This is a genomic window from Streptomyces sp. NBC_00376 (assembly GCF_036077095.1).
In the GTDB taxonomy this organism is placed as follows: Bacteria; Actinomycetota; Actinomycetes; order Streptomycetales; family Streptomycetaceae; genus Streptomyces.
Genome location: NZ_CP107960.1, coordinates 6,856,116 through 6,877,790 on the forward strand (window position 1 = coordinate 6,856,116; position 21,675 = coordinate 6,877,790).

Genomic DNA, 21,675 nt, shown 5'->3' on the forward strand with positions numbered 1-21,675 from the left:
AGGCCATGAAACCGTTGCCCTCTTCACACGTCAATGGTGTTGTCGTAAGCTCCGCGCCATGAATGAGCGTGTGGTTCCGGAGTCGCAGCGGCGGCGCAGAAGGCCGACGAAACAGGGCACGGTGCTGTCCGAACAGGTCATCGTGGAGACGGCTCTGAGGCTGGTGGGCCAGCATGGTGCGGATGCCCTGACGGTCCGGCGGCTGGGCGCCGCGCTGGGCGCCGACCCCAGTGCGCTCTACCGGTACTTCCACAACACCGACGATCTGCTGCTGGCGGTCGCCGACGAACTCATCGGCCGTGCCCATCGGGGCTGGCGGCCCACCGGCGCATGGCGCAGCGACCTGTGCGAACTGGGCCTGCGCGTCCATGCCTCGTACCAGGCGCACCCGCAGGCCGCCCTGCTGGCGGCGCACCGGACGACGGGGCGGAACAACGAGATGCGGGCCGTGGAGGCGATCCTCGGCATACTCCGGTCGGCGGGCTTCCCCGACTCCGAGGTGGTACGGATCTATCACGCCTTCGTGGACCAGGCGCTCGCCTTCGCGGCCCTGGACGCGGCCGCGCTCGCTCTGCCGGCTGCCGCTCAGGCGGCCGATCTTCAGGTGTGGCAGCACCGCTACGGCCGCCTGGACGCGGACGCCTACCCCCATATCGCGGCCACCGTGCGGCTGCTGGCCGACGACATGGTCCTCAGCGGCTATCCGTTCGCGCTGGAACTGCTCCTCGACGCCGCGGAGGCGAGGCTTCCCGGGGCGGCAGCGGCGGGCGACTGAATCCGGACCGGACACGGGCGGAGCGGACCGGGGCGGTCCGCTCCGCCCCGCTCCTCGCGACATCCCAGCCCCGGCGGACGGAAGGCGGCTGCGGGCATCAGCCCAGCAACGGCGCGAGACCCTCCGTGCGGGCCAGGTGCTCCAGCTCGTCCAGCGCCCGGAGCGCCGCGTCGGCCGCCGCCGGATCGCGTCCGGCGAGACCGCTCTCCTCGAACTCGTCCTCGTCCAGCCGCAGTACGGACGAGCCGTCCGCCGACACCCACAGGTCCAGGTCCAGGTCCTCGACCAGCAGCTCCCCGTCCCGCAGCACCGCGGGGCGGGTGATGTCGCAGTACCAGCCCTTGAGCCCGCCCGCGCCGCTGCGGACCTCCTTCACGGCGAACCAGCGGTCGCGCCAGTAGTGCTCGGTGAAGACATCGCCGGGCTCGAACCGCACGAAGCCGAAGTCACGGACCCCCGGCGCCGCCCACGGCGCACGCACCGTGACGCGTACTCCGTCGTCGTGGACCACGTCCGCCGGGTAGCGGATCTTGGTCCGCCCGGCCTTCACCAGGGCGACCACCAGAGCGGATTCAGCCGAGCTCGCGGACATGGCGCACCTCCGTGGCACAGATCTCGTAGCCGAACCATCGATTGATCGCCAGCATCGGGCCGTTGTCCGCGTCGTTGCCGGTGTACGCGTCCGTGTATCCGGCGGCGCGCGCCCGGTGCAGCGAGTCGTTCTTGGCGAGCTTGGCCAGGCCCCGGCCGCGGTACGCCCGGCGGGTGCCGGTCATCCCGGACATGTACCGGGTCAGGCCGTCGGTCTGCGCGGCGCTGAACGCCGCCGGTTCCCCGTCCACCAGCGCGACCGAGGTGAGTTCGCGGTCGAGCGCGGGGGCGCGCCAGATGTTGTTCAGCCAGTCCTCGTAGTCGGACAGCTGGGCCGGGGTGTCGCTCGGCTCGTCGGCGGTGGTCTCGGCGTCCAGCTCGAAGAGCGGGCGCGGGTCGTCCGCGAAGTCCGCGGCGGTACGCAGCTCGACGCCCGGCGGGAGCTCCTGACGGGGCGGCAGCGGTCCGCCCGCCAGATCGAGATGGAGGAAGTGCGCCGGACGGCTCGGCGCGTAGCCGCGCTTCTCGGCGAAGGCCCGGTTCGACGGAGTGTCGAGCACCCAGGTGTAGACGGCCCTCGCGCCCTCCCGGGCCAGGTGCTCCTCGGCCGTGCGCACCAGCAGCGCACCGGCCCCGCGCCCGGTGCGGTCCGGACGCGTGTACGTGTTGCAGAACCCCTGGCCGGGTTCGGGGCTGTCGTGGACGATGCCGACCTGCGCGGTGCCGATGAGCTCCCCGTCGGCCTCGGCGACCAGCAGCCGGGAGCGCTTGTCGGGGTGGGCGGAGGCCAGCTCGAAGATGACGGATTCGGGTGTCGTCACCATGTAGGGCAGAGCGGCGCGCCGGACCCGTACCCAGCCTTCGGCGTCGGCCGGGAGGAAGTCGCGAACGATGACAGTCATGGGCCGGACGTTACGCGTGGGCCGCCACCGGCCGCCCCTGAATTTCCGGCGGCGCGGCGGACGTGGGGGAGAATCGGGGCGTGACCCTGAAGATCGCTCTTGATCCGGACGCCGGTACCGCCCCGTACGAGCAACTGCGCACGCAGATCTCCGAACTGGCCCGCTCCGGCGCGCTGCCCGTCGGTTTCAGACTGCCGACCGTACGCGGCTTCGCCGAGGAACTCGGCCTCGCCGCCAACACCGTCGCGAAGGCGTACCGAGCGCTGGAGGCCGACGGGGTGATCGAGACCCGTGGCCGCAACGGCACGTTCATCGCTGCCGCCGGTGATGCGGCGGACCGTCATGCGGCCGCCGCGGCACAGGAGTACGCGGAGCAGGCCCGGCGGCTCGGCCTGTCCCGGGCCGAGGCGCTGTCCCTGGCGCGGGACGCGGTCCGGGCGGCGTACGGGACGGAGTGAACCGGCGGGCTCAGAGGTACAGGCCCGCGTCCGCCCCGGAGTCCTGCTTCGGCACCGACGCGGGAGTGCTGCCGCGCCGCAGCGCGTACAGCTCGGCGAGTGTTGCGCCCTCGCGGCCGAGCCCTTCCTCCGTGCCCAGCCAGGACACCGCCTCCTTGCGGGTCAGTGACCCCACCTCGATCCTGGCGAGGCAGCGGCCGGGCCTGACCACGGCCGGATGGAGCCGCTCCAGGTCCTCGTTGGTGGTGACGCCCACCAGCACGTTGCGACCCTGCCCGAGCAGCCCGTCGGTGAGGTTCAGCAGCCGGGACAGCGCCTGGCCCGCGGTGTGCTTGGCCTCGCCCCGGATCAGCTCGTCGCAGTCCTCCAGCAGCAGCAGCCGCCACCGGCCCTTGGCCGTGCCCTCGTCCTCGCCGATCGCGATGTCCATCAGATAGCCGACGTCGTTGAAGAGCCGCTCCGGGTCGAGCACGCAGTCGACCTGGCACCAGTCCCGCCACGAGCGCGCGAGCGTGCGCAGTGCGGACGTCTTGCCGGTGCCGGGCGGGCCGTGCAGCAGGAGCAGCCGGCCCGCGATGTCGTCGGGCGTGACCTTCATCAGCCGGTCCATGGCATCGGCCACCGGTGCCGTGTAGTTGCTGCGGACCTCGTCCCAGGTGCCGGCCGCGATCTGCCGGGTGGTGCGGTACGGGCCGCGGCGCGGGGAGACGTACCAGAAGCCCATCGTCACGTTCTCGGGCTGGGGTTCAGGCTCGTCCAGGGCGCCGTCCGTCGCCCGTTCGAGGATCTGCCGCGCCAGTTCCGGGCTGGTCGCGGTGACCGTGACGTCGGCGCCGCGGCTCCACCGCGAGACGAGCAGCGTCCAGCCGTCGCCCTCGGCGAGCGTGGCGCTGCGGTCGTCGTCGCGGGCGGCGCGCAGCACCTTGGCGGCCGGGGGCAGCAACGTCGCCCCGGCCTTGACGCGTTCCAGCGAGGAGCTGTGCGAGTACGGCTGCTCGCCCGTCGCGAAACGGCCGAGGAACAGCGCGTCGACCACGTCGGACGGGGAATCGCTGTCGTCGACGGTGAGCCGGATCGGCAGAGCGGACTCAGGGGTGGCGGACATGGCGCCCATGATCCGGCAAGGGGGTACCCGGCGCACCCGGGTTTCACTGTCTTCCTCCCCTTTTTCCGGCAGTGGCACCGGACATGACGGGGGCTCAAGGGGGCGCATAGAGGAGCTCAAGGCATGTGGGGAAAGTTGGCATGCACACTTCCGGTGGGGGTGCCGGTGCTGCTACCACGGTCTCGGCAGACCGTGCGGAGATCCCACCGGTCGGTCCTAGGGAGGTTCCATGAAACTGTCCAGACTCGCGGCACTCTCGTCCTCGCTCCTGCTCGGTGCCGTACTCGCCCTGACCGGGGCGGCCACCGCCAACGCCGCCACGGCCGTCGACTACGTCGCCCTCGGCGACTCGTACTCCTCGGGTGTCGGATCCGGCAGTTACGACAGCGCCAGTGGCGACTGCAAGCGCAGCACCAAGGCGTATCCCGCGCTCTGGGCCGCCGCCAACTCGCCCGCCTCGTTCTCCTTCGCCGCCTGCTCGGGCGCTCGTACGGGTGATGTGAAGGCCAATCAGCTCGGCCCCCTGAACTCCTCGACCGACCTCATCTCGATCTCCATCGGCGGCAACGACGCGGGCTTCGCCGATGTCATGACGACCTGTGTCCTCAATTCGGAGGCCACCTGCCTCAGCCGGATCGCCACGGCCCGCAGCTATGTCGAGTCCACCCTGCCCGGCAACCTCGACTCGGTGTACACGGCGATCCATGCCAAGGCGCCGTCCGCTCGTGTCGTCGTCCTCGGATACCCGCGCTTCTACAAGATCGGCGGCAGCTGCGCCGTCGGCCTGAGCGACAAGGTGCGCACCGCGATCAACAGCGCGGCCGACCTCCTCAACTCGACGACCGCCAAGCGCGCGGCCGACCACGGATTCGCCTTCGCCGATGTCGCGGGGAAGTTCACCGGTCACGAGATCTGCTCCGGCAGCGCATGGCTGCACAGTGTCAACTGGCTCAACATCGGTGAGTCCTACCACCCCACCGTCGCCGGACAGTCGAGCGGCTACCTGCCCGCCTTCAACACAGCGGCCTGATACCACCAGTGCGTGTGCCGGGCCCGTTCGGCCGTCCGACGGGCAGGAGGCCTCTGTTCGCAGGGGTCTCCGTCCGGCGTGGTGCGGGGCGGTCCGCAGGCCATGGGCGGGGTCGCGGCCGGAGCGTCTCCGTCCGTATCCGTTCTGTCCAACTCGCCCTGAAATCGGGCGGATTCATGAGCGGGGCGTCAACCTCCGTATGTGTGTGCGCAATCCTGCGACCGGGATACACGAGTGTCACCGCGGGGCGATAGGGTTAACCTGCCCGGGCCGGGTGCCCTCGTACGGGTGGGGAGTGACATGGAACAGATAGCGATGCGGAGCAGGCCGCGTGTGCCTGCCATCACATGCGGGAGCAGTGCGACGAGTTCGCGCCTCGACCGCCATCTCGCGGTGCTCGGCGGTCCTGCCGTGCCACAGCGCGAGGCTGCGGAGGCGACCCTGCTGATGCGCGAGCTCACCTCGCGCGATGCCGCCCACCGCCGTCGGAGCAAGAGTGCGCGGGTCTCGCTCTTCGCGCCGCTGCGACGGCTGAGGCGTTCGCTCTTCGGCAGCCGCCGCTGACCCGACGGCCCGTCACGACCGCTCGACCGGTCCTCCGCCCCGGGCTCCCCGGCCAGGGTCTGTCGCCCGCCCCCCGCTCGGGGCCGCGAGTGACCACACCGTCCCGGCGCTGCGCTGCTGTCCGCCCTCCCGTCATCCCCAGGGCCCACGGCAGCGCTTCGGTGTGTTCGCGGGGCATCGGAGGGTGACGACCGGGAGTTCCGAAAAATACTTCGGCGTCGAAGCACTTCTAGACTGTATGTATGTCCGGAAAGCGAGCCGCGCGCCTGAGCCCCGACGAACGACGGGCCCAGCTGGTCGCCATCGGCCTGGACATGCTCACCGACCGGTCACTGGACGAACTCTCCACGGACGACGTGGCGCGACGGGCCGGTATCTCGCGGGGGCTGCTCTTCCACTATTTCGACTCCAAGCGCGACTTCTACCGCGCCGTGGTGCAGCAGGAGTGCGACGACTTCGTCGCAGCCACGGAACCGGACCCCTCGCTGGGGCCCGTTCCCTGGCTGCGATCGTTCATCGCCGGTTTCGTGCGGTACGTACTGGAGCACCGCAGGGTCTATCTCGCCCTGGTCCGCGGTGCCGCGGGCAGTCACCCCGCGGTGGAGGACATCGTCGACGGCACCAGGGCCACCCTTGCCCGGCGGGTGGCGGAGGGGCAGCGGCGGCTCGGGATGCCGGACTCGCCGAGGCTGGCCGTCGCCGCCCGCGCCTGGACGGCGTTCGCGGAGGAGGCCGTGACCAGCTGGCCGCACGGTGGACCCGATGCGCCGACGGAGCTCGGGGCCTTCCTGGAGTCGAGCTTCATCAGCCTGCTCGGCGCCCTGGACCGGCCCTGCGCGCTGCCCCGGTGAACGGGGCGGGCCAGGGTCACTCGCCGCCGCGGGCGTGACGCCGTACGGACAGCGGCACGAACACCGCGAGGAGCACCGCCGACCAGGCGAGCGTTCCGGCCACCGGGTGGGCGACCGGCCAGGCCGCGTCGGCGGCCGGGGACGCGTTGCCGAACAGTTCGCGGGTGGCCGAGGCCATGGCGCTGATCGGGTTCCACTCCGCGATCGTCCGCAGCCAGCCCGGCAGATTGTCGGTCGGGATGTACGCACTCGACAGCAGCGGCAGGATGAAGGTGGCGCTGCCCAACTGGCCGGCGATCTCCTCGTTGCGGATCAGCAGGCCCAGCCAGCAGCCCAGCCACGACGTGGCGAACCGCAGGAGCAGCAGCAGCCCGAAGGCACCCAGGGCGGCGAGCGGACCGCCCTCGATCCGCCAGCCGACCGCGAGTCCGACCAGGATCAGCGGAATCATGCCGATGGCCGTGGTCAGCAGATCGGCGGCGGTCTGGCCGAACGGTACGGCGGCCCGGCTCATCGGCAGCGTACGGAGCCGGTCCATCACCCCGCGGTGGCAGTCCTGCGAGGCCTGGAACATCCCGACCATGATGCCGTTGGCCGCCGTCGCCGCCAGCAGGCCCGGCACCAGGAACGCGCGGTACTCCTGGCCGGGCATGGCCAGGGCGCTGCCGAACACGTACCCGAAGAACAGCAGCATCGTGATCGGCATGGTCTGGGTCAGGATCATTACGCCCGGCGCCGCTTTGATCCGCTGCAGATGGCGGCCCAGCATGGCCAGGGCATCGGCGATCGGGGCGCTTGTGGCGGGCGCGACAGACTGCTCGTGGGCCAGTGCGGCGCTGCTCATGCTGCCGTCTCCTTCAGGGGCGGGGAGGTGCGGCCGTCGCCGCGGTCGGTCAGGCGGAGGAAGACCTCGTCGAGCGTCGGCGGGCGCAGGCTCGCGTCGATCACCGGTACTCCCGCTGCGTCGAGTTCGCGGACGATACGGGGGAGGGTGAGCGTGGTGTCGGTCGCGACGGCGCCCACGGTGCGGCGCTCGTGGTCGAGTACCGGTTCGGTGCCGGTGAGCTGATCGAGGACGCCTGCCGCCGGGACCAGCGCCGATGCATGGGGGACGACCACTTCGGCGTAGCTGCCGATGCGGGCCTTCAGCTCCGTGGGGGTGCCGCGATGGGCGGCCCGGCCCTGATCGATCAGCACGATGTCGTCGGCCAGCTGATCGGCCTCCTCCAGATACTGCGTGGTGAGCAGGACGGTCGTGCCCCGGCCGGCCAGCTCCCGTACCGCCGCCCAGATCTGGTTGCGGCTGTGCGGGTCGAGGCCGGTGGTCGGCTCGTCCAGGAAGAGCACCCGCGGGCGGGTCAGCAGGCTGGCGGCGAGGTCGAGGCGGCGGCGCATGCCGCCCGAGTAGGTGCGGGCCGGGCGGTCGGCGGCCTCCATCAGCTCGAAGCGCTCCAGGAGTTCGTCGGCGCGGGTGCGCGCGGCCTCGCCGCGGAACCGGAGCAGCTTGGCGAAGAGCCGCAGGTTCTGCCGGCCGGACAGTTCGCTGTCGACCGAGGCGCTCTGTCCGGTGACGCCGATCGCCTCGCGCACCGCGCCCGCCTCGCGCACCACGTCGTGGCCCGCCACCCGGGCGCTTCCGCCGTCCGGGACCGTCAGCGTGGTGAGCACCCGGACGGCGGTGGTCTTGCCCGCGCCGTTCGGCCCCAGTACTCCGCAGACGGTGCCCTCGGCGACCGCGAGATCGAGCCCGCGCAGCGCGTGGACATCGCCGTATCGCTTCTCCAGACCTTCACTAAGTACAGCGTACGTAGTCGTCATGCGCCCACCGTATCGCACTACGTACGGTGTACGTAACTACGATGGTGGGCGAGGTGATGATCGATGGTGGGGCGACCCGCTGTACCCGAAGTGATCTGGGCGCGCCCCGAGCGTGCGGGCCGGGGCCCCAAGCCCGCGTTCAGCCGTGCGGACATCGCGGCGGCCGCCGTCCGTATCGCCGATGCGGAGGGCTTCGACGCGGTGTCGATGCGCAAGGTCGCGGCGGAGCTCGGCTGCGGCACGATGTCGCTCTACAACTACGTGCCGCGCAAGGAGGACCTGTACGAGCTGATGCTCGACGCGGTCAGCGGGGGGTACGAATATCCCGAGCCGTCCGGCGACTGGCGCGCCGACCTCGTCGCGCTCGCCCACCAGGCCCGCGCGATGATGCACCGCCACACCTGGGCGCCCCGGCTGATGTCACCCGTGTACGGATTCAGTCCGAACGCCCTGCGGTACCTGGAGTACGCGCTCAGCTGCCTGGACGGGGTCGACGCGCGGTTCGGCGAGAAGATGGAACTCATCGCCATGGTCAACGGCGTGGTCACCATCTATGTGGCCAACGAGATCGCCACGGCGGAACGCAGCCGGTCGCTGCCCTGGTCCGAGGAGCAGGAGCACGCCGCGCGCACCGGCTATCTGATCAGCCAGATCGCGACCGGGAAGTATCCCCGGATGGCGGCGGGGTTCGCCGAGGACCCCGGGCCGATCGACCTGGAAGGGGTCTTCGACCGGGCGCTCCACCGGGTGCTGGATTCCTTCGGCCGGTAGTGGCCGGGGCCGGGCCCCCTCACAGCAGTGCGAACTGCCCGTCCGGGCCCTCCTCCTGATGACCGAGCACCGAAGCGGGCCGCCGGGCCGTGGCCGCGACGGGCAGGACGCCCGCCGCCCTGAGCTCGGCGACCGTGATCGACGGGCCGTCGGCGAGGCCCTCCTGGCGGGGGCGGAGCCCGTCGAGCAGGGCGAGCAGGGTGATCAGCTCCAGCAGCTGGGAGGTCCACTCCTGGGGCCAGGCGTGCGGCCGGACCGCCTCCAGGCCGTCCGCGCTCTGCGCACCGGCCGCCGACCGCCGCTCGAACCAGAGCTCCAGCATCCGGATCCCGCCCACCCGGAACTCCCAGGCCCCGGGCGGTACGGGCGAGATGCGGCCCGTCCCCACCGTGAGCGTCTCGCTGTCCGCGTCGTACGCCAGCCCGGCCGGTGCGGGCGGAACCGCGGCCCGCACATAGGGCCGCCGCCCGCCCGGCAGCCGTGGCCGCTCCGTGCCGCGGGCCCCTCGCAGGTGCAGCCGCAGCAGCTCCTGGCCCAGCTCAACTCCGGCGGACCAGCGCGCGGGGTCGGCAGGCAGCGGCACCACGCATCCGGCGGGGGAGTGGCGGGCCGCCGAGAGCACCCAGGCAAGCACCGAACGGGCCGTCACCGAGTCCCCGTGGCGGGCGCGCAGCAGGTTCAGCAGCCCGGGGGCCAGATTGGGCTCGTGACCCTCGGGGCGCCGGAACAGCGGCCGGATCCGGCCGGCCCGGCCCGCGGGGGAGTGGCCGTCCGGCAGCAGCGCCGTCACCGACAGGGCGGGGCCGGTGTCCCGGGGCACGTACCCGTGCTCCACGGCGAAGAGCTGGTGCCCGTCGGCGACCCGCCACAACTCGGGGCGGGCGGCATCGATCAGCCGGTGGTCGGGGAGCAGCCACTGCTCGTCGAACGGGCCGTGCGCGATCCGTACCGGCTCCGGGCACGGCCCCTCCTCGCGGGCGAACCGGCCGGTTCCGGTGGCCTGTCCGGGCAGTGCCGCCACCGGGGTCAGCGGGGTACGGGAGCGGGTCGCCCGGAACAGCCGCTCGCGTTCGCCGGCCGGGGCCCGCACCAGCCGTTCCCAGCGAGCCCTGAGCGAGGCGGCGTCGGGGGCGATCACCCAGGGGCGGCCGGTGCGCAGCGGCCGCACGGACCAGGGCATCAGGTCGTCGAGGAGCGGGGCGTCCGTGTCCCGGGCATCACCGGAGCCGCCCGCCGCCCGTGCCGCCACCGTGTCGTCCTCCCCGTCGCCACGTCCGCCCGCCTTCCCGGGCATCGTAACCGCGCCCGTGCGGCAGGTCTCAGGGACCGCTCGGCCGGTTCAGTGCGCCTCCACGGTGACCGAGAAGGAGAACCGGTCGCCCCGGTAGCGGATCTGCGCCACGTCGACCACCTGGCCGCTCTCGTCGTACGTCACGCCCGTGTAGAACAGGATCGGGCTCAGCAGCGGGACCCGGAGGAGTTCGGCGGTGGCCGGGTCGGCCAGGCGTGCCTCGACGGTGTCGGTGATGCGCGCGATACGGACGCCGACGCGGTCGCGCAGCACCTTGGTCATCGGCCAGCGTTCGAGATCGGCGACGTCCAGACGGTCCGCGACCTCCGGACGCACCACGTTCTCCGCCCAGTTGGTGGGTTCGTCGCTGTCCCCGTCGCGGCGCAGCCGGCGGTAGCTGACCAGCTCGGCGCAGTCGGGGAAGTACTCGGTGAGCTCCCCCGGCACGGGGACCGGGCCGTGGCCGAGCACCGAGGTCCGCTCGCCCGACTGCTGGGCCACGATCGCGTCGATCGAACCCAGCAGCCGGACCGGCGACACCCGGCGGGCACGCGGCTCGATGAAGGTGCCGCGCCGCCGGTGCCTGCTGATCAGCCCTTCCGTCTCCAGCTCCTTGAGCGCCTGGCGCATCGTCAGGACGCTGACGCCGTAGTGCGCGGCGAGCTGTTCCTCGGTCGGCAGCCGCGCCGATGCGTCCTTGGCGCGACCCAGTATCGAGGCGCGCAGGGACTGCGAGACCTGGTACCACAGCGGCAGCTTGCGGTTGAGCACCAGCGAGTCGGGGGCGAAGGCCGGCCCCGGGGAGATCTTGGGCGTCTGAGGCACCTGGGGCCTTTCGTTCGGACCGGGCCGGGTCGGGGAGCGGTGGTGTCGCCTACGGCCTGAAGTTGCGGCTCAGACCCTGCCACACGTCGTCGTAACCGTGCTGAAGGTGTCCGGCGGTCGCCGCCTGCTCCGTCGCCGTCACCGGCCAGCGGGTCTCGAACATGAAGGCGAGGCCGTCTTCGATCTTCTGCGGCTTCAGCTCCGCCTCGCTGGCGCGGTCGAAGGTCTCCCGGTCCGGGCCGTGCGCCGACATCATGTTGTGGAGCGAGCCGCCGCCCGGGACGAAGCCGCCCTTGCCTGCCGTCTTCGCGTCGTACGCGCCCTCGATCAGGCCCATGTACTCGCTCATCACATTGCGGTGGAAGTACGGCGGCCGGAAGGTGTCCTCGCCGACCAGCCAGCGCGGCGCGAAGACGACGAAGTCGACCCCGGCCAGGCCGGGGGTGTCGGACGGCGACGTCAGCACCGTGAAGATCGACGGGTCGGGGTGGTCGTAGCTGATCGAGCCGATCACATTGAACCGGCGCAGGTCGTAGACGTACGGGGTGTGGTTGCCGTGCCAGGCGACCACATCGAGGGGCGAGTGGTCGTAGGTCGCCGACCAGAGGTTCCCGCAGAACTTGTTGATCACCTCCACCGGGCGGTCGTCGTCCTCGTACGCGGCGACCGGGGCGAGGAAGTCCCGGGCGTTCGCCAGGCCGTTGGCGCCGATCGGGCCGAGGTCGGGGAGGGTGAACGGCTGGCCGTAGTTCTCGCAGACATAGCCGCGGGCGGTGGCGTCGAGCAGCTCCACGCGGAAGCGGACGCCGCGCGGGATCAGCGCGACGTGCCCCGGTTCGGCGCGCAGCAGGCCGAGTTCGGTACGGAGCAGCAGGCCGCCGCGCTCGGGGACGATCAGCAGTTCGCCGTCCGAGTCGCTGAACACCCGGTCCGTCATCGACGAATCGGCGTGGTAGAGATGCACGGCCATGCCGGTGCGCTGAGCCGCGTCGCCGTTTCCGCCCAGGGTCCACAGGCCCGCCAGGAAGTCCGTCCCGGCCGCGGGCTCGGGGAGCGGGTCCCAGCGCAGCCGGTTGGGGTCGGGCACGGATTCGGTGAACGGGGCGGTCCGGATCGTTCCGTTGCCGATGCGGACGAACGGGGGATGCGCGGCCGACGGGCGGATCCGGTAGAGCCAGGAACGGCGGTTGTGGGCGCGGGGTTCGGTGAAGGCCGAGCCGCTCAGCTGCTCCGCGTAGAGCCCGAGGGGCGCCCGCTGGGGGGAGTTGCGGCCGTGTGGCAGTGCCCCCGCCACCGCCTCCGAGCTGTGCTGATTGCCGAAACCGGCGGAATGCTCCAGTGCCTCCGCCGTCTTCCTCGCCTGCTCGATGCCGCTCATGTGCGCTCCCGGTGCCGAAGGAATCCTATGGGTAACCGTAGGAATCGAAACGGGGTGAGTCAACGGCATTCGTGAGGCACCCGGGTGCCCGGGGGTCCAAATGCGTGGTGCACAGGGGGGTTCCAAAAGTTGAACAATGCTCTACTCTCCCGCACATGTCGTGGACACGAAGACTTCTGGTGATCCTGGCGGCCCTCGCCGCCGCCCTCCTCGCGGCCCCGGCCGCCCAGGCGCACGAGGAACGTCCGGTCACCCTGCCCGACGGCACCGGAAGCGTCCCCGTGTACCGCACCGGCGAGCCCGATCTGCTGGTCTGCAAGACCGACCGGGCGGACTTCGAGCGCCGGGTGTCCGGCTTCCCGGACGCGCTGCGGGAGCGGAACCTGAAGCTCTTCGAACGGTGCCGGAAGTCCGGCTACCGCCATCTGCAGCAGGCCGTCGACGCGGTGGACCGGCCCGGCATGAACATCGCCGTCCTGCCCGGCCTGTACGAGGAGGAGCCCTCGCTGCCCAAGCCGACCGGGGAGTGCGCCCGGCTGAAGGCGCGCAAGTCCCAGCTCGGCTACCAGATCCTGTCGTACGCCCAGCAGGCGCGGTGCCCGCACAACCAGAACCTGGTGGCCATCCTCGGCAAGAAGGACCTCCAGATCGAGGGCACCGGCGCCGAGCGCACGGACGTGGTCGTCGACGCCAAGTACCAGAAGCTCAACGCGATCCGCGCGGACGGCTCCGACGGCGTCTACTTCCGTAACTTCACCGCCCAGCGCACCACCTTCAACTCCCTGTACGTCCTGGCCCAGGACGGCTTCGTCATCGACTCCGTCCTCACCCGCTGGAACGACGAGTACGGCTTCCTGACCTTCGCCAGCGACCACGGGCTGTACAAGAACTGCGAGTCGTACGGCAACGGCGACTCCGGCATCTACCCGGGCAGCGCGTCGAACATCAACGACGGCTACGGCTACGACGTGCCGCGCTACTCCATCGAGATCACCGGCTGCCGCAGCCACCACAACATGGTCGGCTACTCCGGCACCGCGGGCGACTCCGTCTACGTCCACGACAACGAGTTCGACCACAACATGGGCGGCGCCTCGATGGACAGCGCCTTCCCCGGCCACCCCGGACTGCCGCAGAACCACGCGCGCTTCGAACGCAACCTGATCCACGACAACAACGCCGACTACTACCGCTACGTCGCCGACGGCACCTGCGCCAAACCGCCCGTGGACCGCGGCTACGAGGAGGGCGTCGTCTGCCCGCAGATCTCCATGCCGCCGGGCTCCGGCATCATCACCGCGGGCGGCAACTGGAACCGGTACGAGAACAACTGGATCTACGGGCAGCATCGCGCCGCCTTCGTCCTGACCGCCGTCCCCGCCTACATCCGGGGCGAGGAGGCGCTGTCCAAGCAGGCCGACACCTCGCACCACAACCGGTACGCGGGCAACCACCTCGGCGTGGACAAGGCGGGCAACTCCCGGCCCAACCGCACCGATGTGTGGTGGGACGGCCAGGGCGAGGGCAACTGCTGGCAGTCGGACACCGGACCCTCCTCCCCGCGGGCCCTGCCCGCCTGCGGCTCCGAACGCGGCGCCGTGTCCGGACACGCCGACCGGCTCGTCGGCGAACCGGTCAAGCTCGCCCAACTGCTCGTCTGCGCCGACTACAACGTGCAGGCGCGTCGGCTGCCGGCCGGCTGCGACTGGTACGGGGCGCGGGGCATCGAGCGGATCGAGGTACAGATCGCGCTGACGGTCGCGGTGGTGCTCGCGCTGGTCGGCGGGGTGCTGTGGTGGCGCAGGCTGCGCGGCAGCCGGCTCGCCACGGTGGCCACGGGGCTCGGTGCGATCGGCCTCGGGCTCGATGTGGCCGGTTCGACGATGGGGCTGTCCGCCTCCTACGTGCCCGCGCTGGCGCTGCTGCTGACCGGGGTGTGGTGGACCGGGATCGGTCTCGTGCTCCGCAGGGAGCGGCCCTGGCTGGGCTGGACCACGGTGGTGCTGGGTGCGCTCACGCTGCTGGACGCCGTGGACAAGGCCGTGTTCATGATCCCGTGGATTCCGCTCAGCCCGGCCTGGGCGCGTGGACTGCTCGGCGTGGTCTGGGTGTTGTGGGCCGTGGTCGCCGCCGCCCGCCACGGCGAACGGGACACCACTGACGCCCCGGGTTCCCCGGATGCGCCCGATGCCCCGGGTTCCCCGGATGCGTCGGCCGAAGGCGCGGCCCCGCGTTCCGCGCAGGCATCTGCCCCTGCCCCTGCTCCCGCTCCTGGCCCTGCGCCCGCCCCGGAAGGAGACGCGTCGTGAAGCGTTCCCCCAGGCCCCTTCGGGCCACCCAGCCGGCCCCGGCGGCTCGGCCGACCCCGGCCGCTCGGCCGCGCCGGGCCGCCCGGCCGCGCCGGGCCGCCCGGCCGGTCGCAGCCGCCGTCACCCTGCTCACCGCGGGCGCACTCGTCCTCGGGGCGAGCGCCTGTGGCGGGCGGGCCACCACCCATCACAAACCCGGCACCAGCCATGAGCAGGCCGGCGGCAGCGTCGGCAAGCTGCTCGCCGCCGACGACGGCTCCGGCAGCCGGCTTCGCCAGGTCGACGCCGAGGGCGCCCCCTCGGTGGCGGTCGCCGTACGGCCGGACTCCGAGGACGGATGGAACGTCCACCTCTCCGTACGGAACTTCAAGTTCACCCCGGACAGCGTGGGCGGCGCCGCACTCCTCGGGCGCGGCCACGCCAGGCTGTTCCTCGACGGCCACCCCCTCGCCCGCCTGTACGGCTCCTGGTTCCACCTCCCCGCCTCCCTCGTCCGCGGCGCAGGGAAGGGCGGCACCGAACTCACCGCACGGCTCTACGCCGACGACCACACCGCCTGGGCCGTGAACTCCGCCCCCGTCCAGGCCTCCACCCCCCTCTCCCCGGCCAGCGCCTCCAAAGCGGCCACCGCGCCCGAAGGGAGCGGCTCCGCGACACCCCGGCCCGACACGACACTTGTCGAGATCGTCGTCTCCGACGGAAAGGTCAGCCCCGCCCCCGGCCGGACCGAGATCAAGAAGGGCCGGACCGTCGAACTCCGGGTGCGCAGCGACCGCGCCGACCGCCTCCACGTCCACGGCTACGACAAGGAGGCCGCCCTGCCCGCGGGCAGGACCGTCACCCTGACCTTCACCGCCGACCGCAGCGGGCTCTTCGAGGTCGAGACGCATGAGTCCGACCTGCTCCTGACCCAACTCGTCGTACGGTGAGCGTCCTCGCCCACGGCATCGGCGCCCAGCACGACCTTCCGCTGTCCCCCTTCTACGCCTTCGCGGGTGCCTTCGCCGCGCTCTTCGTCTCGTTCCTCGCGCTCGGCCTGCTCTGGTCCGCCTCCCGGTTCCGCGGCGACCGGGCGGGCCGGCCGCTCCCGTCCGCCTTCCAGCGCCTCGCCGACGCCCGCCCCACCCGTATCGCCCTGCGGGCACTCGGCCTCGCCGCCGCCCTGTACGTCACGCTCCAACTCCTCCTCGGCCCGGACGACCCGGACCGCAACCCGGGCCCCGGCGCCGTATACGTACTCCTCTGGGTCGGGCTGGTCCCGGCCTCGCTCCTCCTCGGTCCCGTCTGGCGGATGGTCAACCCGCTGCGCACCGTCCACCTCCTCGTCTGCCGTGCTCTGGGCCGCGACCCCGCCGCGGGCCGCCCCCTTCCCGTACGGCTCGGTCTGTGGCCCGCCGCCGCCGGGCTCCTCGCCTTCACCTGGCTCGAACTCGTCGCCCCCGATCCCGCGTCGGCCACCGCCCTCCTGCTCTTCCTCGCGCTCTACACCGCCGTCCACCTCGCGGGCGCCGCCCGCCACGGCGCCGGATGGTTCGACCGGGGGGACGCCTTCGAGGTCTACTCGGGGCTGCTCGCCCGGCTCTCCCCGCTCGGCCGCCGCCCCGCCGACCGCCGCCTCGTGCTCCGCTCCCCTTTCAACGGGCTCGACGCCACCCCGCAGACCCCCGGGCTCGTAGTCACCGTCTGCGTCATGCTCGGCTCCACCGCCTACGACGGCTTCTCCGACGCCCCGTCCTGGATCAACACCGTCCAGACCTCACCCCTGGGCCGCACCACCGCCGCCACCCTGGGGCTCCTGGGCGCCGTCGCCCTCGTCGCCACCCTCTATGCCCTCTGTGCCGGTGCCGTACGGCTGATCTCCGGTCAACTGCCCCACCCCCTCACGGCCTTCGCCCACTCGCTCGTCCCGATCGCCCTCGGCTATCTGATCGCCCACTACTTCACACTCTTCGTCACCGAAGGTCCACGTACGGTCATGGTGGCATTCGGCACTGACAATCCGTCCCCGCCCGAGTCGCCCCTGGGCCCCGGCGGTGTCGCCACGCTCCAGGTCGCCGCGATCGTCCTCGGCCACGTACTCGGCGTCATCGCCGCCCACGACCGTTCCGTACGCCTCTTCCCGTCCGGCCGCGCCGTCGCGGGACAACTCCCGCTGCTGGTCCTGATGATCACGTACACCATCGGCGGGCTGTCACTGCTCATCGCGTGAGGACCACGCTGCCCGGCGCATGAGGATCACGCCGCTCGTCGCGTGAGAACCAACGTCGCTCATCGTGTGAGAACCACGCCGGAAACAGGCGGCCACCGCCGCAGAGGAGACCCACGGCATCATGGAGCCCGTGCCCCATACGAACACGAACCTCCGCTGCGCCCCCGTGCAGCAGCGCAGCGCCGAGCGCCTCGCCCGGATACTCGACGCCTGCGCCGAACTCCTCGACGAGACCGGCTACGAGCAGTTGTCCACCAGGGCCGTGGCCATCCGTGCCGGGGTTCCCATCGGCTCCGTGTACCGGTTCTTCTCCAACAAGCGCGCACTGACCGACGCGCTGGCCCGGCGCAATCTGGACAGCTACGCCGAACGCGTCACCGCCCGCCTGGCCGTCATCCCGGCCGCGGACTGGCGCAGCGCCATCGATGCCGTGCTGGACGAATACCTGGCGATGAAGCGCTCCGTGGCCGGATTCGCTCTCGTCGACTTCGGTGCGGCGGCACCCGAGGATGACCTCGCCAACGACGCCAACCAGCGGGTCGCGGGCCGGCTCGGCGAACTCCTCTCCGGGTACCTGGGCGCCACCTCCGACGAGGATCTGTCGCGTACCGTCCTGGTCTGCGTCGAGGCCGCCGACGCCCTCCTCCAACTCGCCTTCCGCGCCGACCCGTCGGGCGACCAGGCCATCGTCGCCGAGACCCGCACCATGCTGCGGGCCTACCTGGCGCGCGTACTGGAGTGACGGGAACGGCGGCCTCCCCGCCGTGCGTACCGGTCGGTATGCTCGCCGTGCTTGCCCACGTACGCGCGCCACCGCTGTCGCCGCCCCGGGGAGGGCCCATGTCGCACGACCCCAGCAGCTCCCGTACCGCCCTGCGCATCTGCCCTCTCTGCGAGGCCACCTGCGGGCTCAGCCTCACCATCGAGGGGAGCAGGGTCACCGGCGCCCGGGGCGACCGGGAGGACGTGCTCAGCCACGGCTTCATCTGCCCCAAGGGTGCGTCCATCGGCGGGCTGGACGCCGACCCCGACCGGCTGCGCACCCCCCTCGTCCGCCGGGACGGCGTCCTGACGGAGGCGACCTGGGGCGAGGCGTTCGACGTGATCGCCCGCGCTCTGCCCGCCCTGACCGAGGAGCACGGGCCGCAGGCGGTCGGCGTCGTCCTCGGCAACCCGAACGTGCACACCGTGGCCGGCGCGCTCTACCCGTCCGCGCTGCTCTCCGCCCTGCGTACTCGGGCCCTGTTCACCGCGAGCACCCTCGACCAGATGCCCAAGCACGTCTCCAGCGGACTGCTCTTCGGGGATCCGAACGCCATCCCGGTGCCCGACCTCGACCGCACCGGCCATCTGCTGCTCCTCGGCGCCAACCCGCTCGAATCCAACGGCAGCCTCTGCACCGCCCCCGACTTCCCAGGCCGGCTCAAGGCGCTGCGCCGCCGCGGCGGCACCCTCACCGTCGTCGACCCGCGCCGCACCCGCACCGCCCGCCTCGCCGACCGGCACGTCGCCATTCGCCCCGGCACCGACGCCCTCCTCCTCGCCGCCCTCGCCCACGTCCTGTTCGACGAGAAGCTCACCGACCCGGGCGCGCTCGCCGGCCATGTCGAAGGGCTCGGCGAAGTGGCGGACGCCATGGCGGAGTTCACGCCCGAGGCGGTCGCCCCGGCCTGCGGCGTGGACGCCGTCACCATCCGTACGATCGCCCGCGAACTGGCCGCTGCCCCCTCCGCCGCGGTCTACGGACGCATCGGCAGCTGCACCGTCGAGCACGGCACCCTCGCCAGCTGGCTCGTCGACGTACTCAACATCATCACCGGCAACCTCGACCGCCCCGGCGGCGCGCTCTTCCCGCTCTCCGCCACCGCCCGCGCTCCCCGCCCCGCCACGCCCGGCAAGGGCTTCGCCCTCGGGCGCTGGACGAGCAGGGTCTCCGGCCACCCCGAGGCCAAGGGCGAACTGCCCGTCGCCGCGCTCGCCGAGGAGATCGAGACGCCGGGGGAGGGCAGGATCCGCGCCCTGATCGTGCTCGCCGCCAACCCGGTGCTCTCCGCACCCGACGGCGACCGGCTCGACCGGGCCCTCGGCGGGCTCGACTTCATGGTCAGCGTCGATCCGTATCTCAACGAGACCTCGCTCCACGCGGACGTGGTGCTGCCCCCGCCGCCGCCCTCGCGCAGCGCCCACTTCGACTTCGCGTTCAACGCCCTCGCCGTGCGCAACCAGGTCCGCTACACCCGGCCCGCCGTGCCCCTGGAGGACGGCCTGCTCGACGAGAGCGAGATCCTGGCCCGGCTCGTCCTCGCCGTCTCCGGGATGCACGGGGCCGACCCGTCCGCGGTGGACGACCTGGTCATCGACCGGATGCTGACCAGGGCCGTGGCCGACCCGCACTCGCCCGTGCACGGCCGGAGCCCCGCCCCGCTCGCCGCCGCCCTCACCGGCCGCACCGGACCCGAACGCCGCCTCGACCTGATGCTCCGCCTCGGCCCGTACGGCGACGGCTTCGGCGCCGACCCGGACGGCCTCACCCTGGAGCGCCTGCTCGATCATCCGCACGGCATCGACCTCGGACCGCTCCGGCCTCGGATCCCGGAGGTCCTGACCACCCGCAGCGGGCGCATCGAACTCCTCCCCGGACCGATCGCCGCCGACCTGCCCAGGCTCCGCCACGCGCTGGCCGACCGGCAGGGACCGGACGCGCTCGTCCTCGTCGGCCGCCGCCATCTGCGCTCCAACAACAGCTGGCTGCACAACATCGCCGAACTGAGCGGCGGCTCCAACGTCTGCACCCTGCAGGTGCACCCCGCCGACGCGGCCCGGCTGGGGCTGGTGGACGGCGGCCCGGCCACCGTCGCATCGGACGGCGGCGCGGTCACCGCCCCGGTCGAGATCACCGACGGCGTACGGCCGGGAGTGGTGAGCCTCCCGCACGGGTGGGGCCACCACCGCCCCGGCACCCGGCTCTCCGTCGCCGCCGCCCGCCCCGGTGTCAACGTCAACCAGCTGCTCGACGGCACCCGGCTCGACCCGCTCTCCGGCACCGCCGTGCTCAACGGGTTCCCGGTGACGGTGACCCCCGCCAAACCATGACCCCCACGTTGACCTGGGGTTTTGCTCGTATTGCTCGCATGTCAACATCTTGTTAACGCTTCGAGTCGCGCCCTAACGTCATCCGCACCGCCGAGTCCGGTGGGAGTTCAAGGGTGAGCGATAGGTATCCACATGCTGACAATCCTCGGCTTCGCCATGATTGCGACCTTCCTGGTCCTGATCATGCTGAAGAAGATGTCGCCGATCGCGGCGCTGGTCCTGATCCCCGCGCTGTTCTGCGTCGCGGTCGGGCAGGGCGCGAAGCTCGGTGACTACGTCATCGAAGGCGTCGGCAATCTGGCGCCGACCGCCGCGATGCTGATGTTCGCCATCGTCTACTTCGGCGTGATGATCGACGTCGGCCTCTTCGACCCGATCGTGCGGGGCATCCTGCGCTTCTGCAAGGCAGACCCGATGCGGATCGTCGTGGGTACGGCGGTGCTCGCCGCCATCGTCTCCCTCGACGGTGACGGCTCCACCACCTTCATGATCACCGTCTCGGCGATGTATCCGCTCTACAAGCGCCTCAAGATGAGCCTGGTCGTGATGACCGGTGTCGCCGCCACGGCGAACGGCGTCATGAACACCCTTCCCTGGGGCGGCCCCACCGCCCGCGCCGCCACCGCGCTCAAGCTCGACGCGGGGGACATCTTCGTCCCGATGATCCCGGCGCTCGGCGTCGGACTGGCCGCCGTCCTGCTGCTCGCCGTCGTGCTCGGCCGACGCGAGCGCAAGCGGCTCGGCATGCTCACCCTCGACGAGGCGCTGGCCACCGGGACGGCCATGGAGCCGGAGACCGTACTGGTCGGGGCTGGCGGCGGCAACGACCGCACCCGCAAGAACTCCGGCGGCGCCGGAACGCGCACGGGCGGCGACGCGGCGCAGAACGCGGGACCGGACGTGGACGGGGACATCGACGCCGACGGGGACGAGGACGGGGACGAGGGCTTCAAGGGGCTGGACCCGAACCGGGCCACCCTGCGCCCGAAGCTCTACTGGTTCAACGCGGGTCTCACCATTGCTCTGCTCACCGCGATGATCATGGAACTGATGCCGATCCCGGTGCTCTTCCTGCTCGGCGCGGCCCTCGCCCTCACCGTCAACTTCCCCCACATGCCCGACCAGCGGGCCCGGATCGCCGCCCACGCCGACAACGTCCTCAACGTCTCCGGCATGGTCTTCGCCGCCGCCGTCTTCACCGGCGTCCTCTCCGGCACGGGCATGGTCGAGCACATGGCCGACTGGCTCGTCGGCGCGATCCCCTCCGGCATGGGCCCGCACATGGCGATCGTCACCGGCATCCTCAGCATCCCGCTGACGTACTTCATGTCCAACGACGGCTTCTACTTCGGTGTCGTCCCGGTGCTCGCCGAGGCGGGCGCCGCCCACGGTGTCTCCCCGCTGGAGATCGCCCGCGCCTCCCTGGTCGGTCAGCCCCTGCACATGTCGTCCCCGCTCGTCCCGGCCGTCTACGTGCTCGTCGGCATGGCGAAGGTCGAGTTCGGCGACCACACCAGGTTCACCGTCAAGTGGGCGGCGCTCACCTCGCTGGTGATCCTCTGCGCCGGTCTCCTGTTCGGCATCATCTGACCGTGCGCACCGTCCAAGAGCCCGGCAGGAGCTGGCTGCTGCGCCTCGTCATCGCCTTCGCCTTCGCGCAGGGGGCGGTGTCGATGGCGCGGCCCGCCGTCTCCTGATCGCCGGG

20 protein-coding genes and 1 pseudogene are annotated in these 21,675 nt (G+C 71.8%); 13 read left to right on the top strand and 8 right to left on the bottom strand.

Features of this window, described 5'->3' with window-relative positions; genetic code table 11:
• The first annotated feature begins 58 nt into the window (after window positions 1-58).
• Window positions 59-775, top strand: coding sequence for a TetR/AcrR family transcriptional regulator (locus tag OG842_RS30940; RefSeq protein ID WP_266736193.1), 717 nt, complete (start codon window positions 59-61; stop codon window positions 773-775).
• Between the two features lie 97 nt (window positions 776-872).
• Here OG842_RS30940 and OG842_RS30945 read toward each other — a convergent pair whose 3' ends face one another.
• On the bottom strand, window positions 873-1,367 hold the full coding sequence (locus OG842_RS30945) for a DUF402 domain-containing protein (RefSeq protein ID WP_266736191.1): 495 nt from the start codon (window positions 1,365-1,367) through the stop codon (window positions 873-875).
• The gene (locus OG842_RS30950; RefSeq protein ID WP_266736189.1) at window positions 1,348-2,268 is read right to left on the bottom strand and encodes a GNAT family N-acetyltransferase; all 921 of its coding nucleotides are present in this window, start codon (window positions 2,266-2,268) and stop codon (window positions 1,348-1,350) included. The genes OG842_RS30945 and OG842_RS30950 overlap by 20 nt, the downstream gene beginning before the upstream one ends.
• 80 nt (window positions 2,269-2,348) lie before the next feature.
• Between OG842_RS30950 and OG842_RS30955 the strand changes: the two genes are divergently transcribed.
• The gene (locus tag OG842_RS30955) at window positions 2,349-2,726 is read left to right on the top strand and encodes a GntR family transcriptional regulator (RefSeq protein WP_266736187.1); all 378 of its coding nucleotides are present in this window, start codon (window positions 2,349-2,351) and stop codon (window positions 2,724-2,726) included.
• Between the two features lie 10 nt (window positions 2,727-2,736).
• On the opposite strand, the gene OG842_RS30960 is transcribed toward OG842_RS30955, so the two are convergent.
• The gene (locus OG842_RS30960) at window positions 2,737-3,831 is read right to left on the bottom strand and encodes a DUF5925 domain-containing protein (protein ID WP_443064014.1); all 1,095 of its coding nucleotides are present in this window, start codon (window positions 3,829-3,831) and stop codon (window positions 2,737-2,739) included.
• 229 nt (window positions 3,832-4,060) lie between these two features.
• On the opposite strand from OG842_RS30960, the gene OG842_RS30965 reads away from it, so the two are divergent.
• The 3 genes from OG842_RS30965 (at window position 4,061) to OG842_RS30975 (ending at window position 6,276) form a co-directional block, all read left to right on the top strand.
• The gene (locus tag OG842_RS30965; RefSeq protein ID WP_266736183.1) at window positions 4,061-4,861 is read left to right on the top strand and encodes an SGNH/GDSL hydrolase family protein; all 801 of its coding nucleotides are present in this window, start codon (window positions 4,061-4,063) and stop codon (window positions 4,859-4,861) included.
• 300 nt (window positions 4,862-5,161) lie between these two features.
• Window positions 5,162-5,425 (top strand): hypothetical protein, encoded by a 264-nt coding sequence (locus OG842_RS30970; protein ID WP_266736182.1) that lies wholly within the window; start codon window positions 5,162-5,164, stop codon window positions 5,423-5,425.
• A gap of 242 nt (window positions 5,426-5,667) precedes the next feature.
• On the top strand, window positions 5,668-6,276 hold the full coding sequence (locus OG842_RS30975) for a TetR/AcrR family transcriptional regulator (RefSeq protein ID WP_266736180.1): 609 nt from the start codon (window positions 5,668-5,670) through the stop codon (window positions 6,274-6,276).
• A gap of 16 nt (window positions 6,277-6,292) precedes the next feature.
• On the opposite strand, the gene OG842_RS30980 is transcribed toward OG842_RS30975, so the two are convergent.
• Together OG842_RS30980 and OG842_RS30985 are read right to left on the bottom strand one after the other, a co-directional pair.
• Window positions 6,293-7,045: an ABC transporter permease gene (locus OG842_RS30980; RefSeq protein WP_266737331.1), complete on the bottom strand. Its 753-nt coding sequence runs from the start codon at window positions 7,043-7,045 to the stop codon at window positions 6,293-6,295.
• A 71-nt stretch (window positions 7,046-7,116) separates the two neighbouring features.
• Window positions 7,117-8,094 (bottom strand): ATP-binding cassette domain-containing protein, encoded by a 978-nt coding sequence (locus OG842_RS30985; RefSeq protein WP_266736179.1) that lies wholly within the window; start codon window positions 8,092-8,094, stop codon window positions 7,117-7,119.
• A 63-nt stretch (window positions 8,095-8,157) separates the two neighbouring features.
• On the opposite strand from OG842_RS30985, the gene OG842_RS30990 reads away from it, so the two are divergent.
• Window positions 8,158-8,865 carry a TetR/AcrR family transcriptional regulator gene (locus OG842_RS30990; protein WP_266736177.1) on the top strand — a complete coding sequence of 236 codons (708 nt, stop codon included), beginning with the start codon at window positions 8,158-8,160 and terminating at the stop codon, window positions 8,863-8,865.
• 19 nt (window positions 8,866-8,884) lie between these two features.
• Here OG842_RS30990 and OG842_RS30995 read toward each other — a convergent pair whose 3' ends face one another.
• The 3 genes from OG842_RS30995 to hmgA form a co-directional block, all read right to left on the bottom strand.
• Window positions 8,885-10,114, bottom strand: a complete 1,230-nt coding sequence (locus OG842_RS30995) for a type ISP restriction/modification enzyme (protein WP_401875835.1) — start codon at window positions 10,112-10,114, stop codon at window positions 8,885-8,887.
• Window positions 10,115-10,204: 90 nt separating this feature from the next.
• Window positions 10,205-10,981, bottom strand: coding sequence for a GntR family transcriptional regulator (locus tag OG842_RS31000; protein ID WP_266736173.1), 777 nt, complete (start codon window positions 10,979-10,981; stop codon window positions 10,205-10,207).
• A 49-nt stretch (window positions 10,982-11,030) separates the two neighbouring features.
• A complete protein-coding gene (gene hmgA / locus OG842_RS31005) occupies window positions 11,031-12,359 on the bottom strand; it encodes a homogentisate 1,2-dioxygenase (RefSeq protein WP_266736172.1) in 1,329 nt (442 codons plus the stop codon).
• A gap of 155 nt (window positions 12,360-12,514) precedes the next feature.
• Between hmgA and OG842_RS31010 the strand changes: the two genes are divergently transcribed.
• The 7 genes and pseudogenes from OG842_RS31010 to OG842_RS45275 form a co-directional block, all read left to right on the top strand.
• Complete coding sequence (locus tag OG842_RS31010) at window positions 12,515-14,668, top strand: right-handed parallel beta-helix repeat-containing protein (protein ID WP_266736171.1); 2,154 nt, start codon at window positions 12,515-12,517, stop codon at window positions 14,666-14,668.
• A 125-nt stretch (window positions 14,669-14,793) separates the two neighbouring features.
• Window positions 14,794-15,597 carry a hypothetical protein gene (locus OG842_RS31015; protein WP_266737330.1) on the top strand — a complete coding sequence of 268 codons (804 nt, stop codon included), beginning with the start codon at window positions 14,794-14,796 and terminating at the stop codon, window positions 15,595-15,597.
• Entirely contained in the window at window positions 15,594-16,877 is a 1,284-nt protein-coding gene (locus tag OG842_RS31020) for a hypothetical protein (RefSeq protein ID WP_266736170.1), read from the top strand. The genes OG842_RS31015 and OG842_RS31020 overlap by 4 nt, the downstream gene beginning before the upstream one ends.
• Before the next feature lie 121 nt (window positions 16,878-16,998).
• Complete coding sequence (locus tag OG842_RS31025; RefSeq protein WP_266736169.1) at window positions 16,999-17,619, top strand: TetR/AcrR family transcriptional regulator; 621 nt, start codon at window positions 16,999-17,001, stop codon at window positions 17,617-17,619.
• A gap of 98 nt (window positions 17,620-17,717) precedes the next feature.
• Window positions 17,718-19,970, top strand: a complete 2,253-nt coding sequence (locus tag OG842_RS31030; RefSeq protein WP_266736168.1) for a molybdopterin-dependent oxidoreductase — start codon at window positions 17,718-17,720, stop codon at window positions 19,968-19,970.
• Between the two features lie 132 nt (window positions 19,971-20,102).
• Entirely contained in the window at window positions 20,103-21,560 is a 1,458-nt protein-coding gene (locus OG842_RS31035; protein WP_266736167.1) for a CitMHS family transporter, read from the top strand.
• Window positions 21,530-21,664, top strand: a pseudogene (locus OG842_RS45275) (MFS transporter); the annotation flags it as partial. The gene OG842_RS31035 and the pseudogene OG842_RS45275, both read left to right, overlap by 31 nt.
• Window positions 21,665-21,675 lie beyond the last annotated feature (11 nt).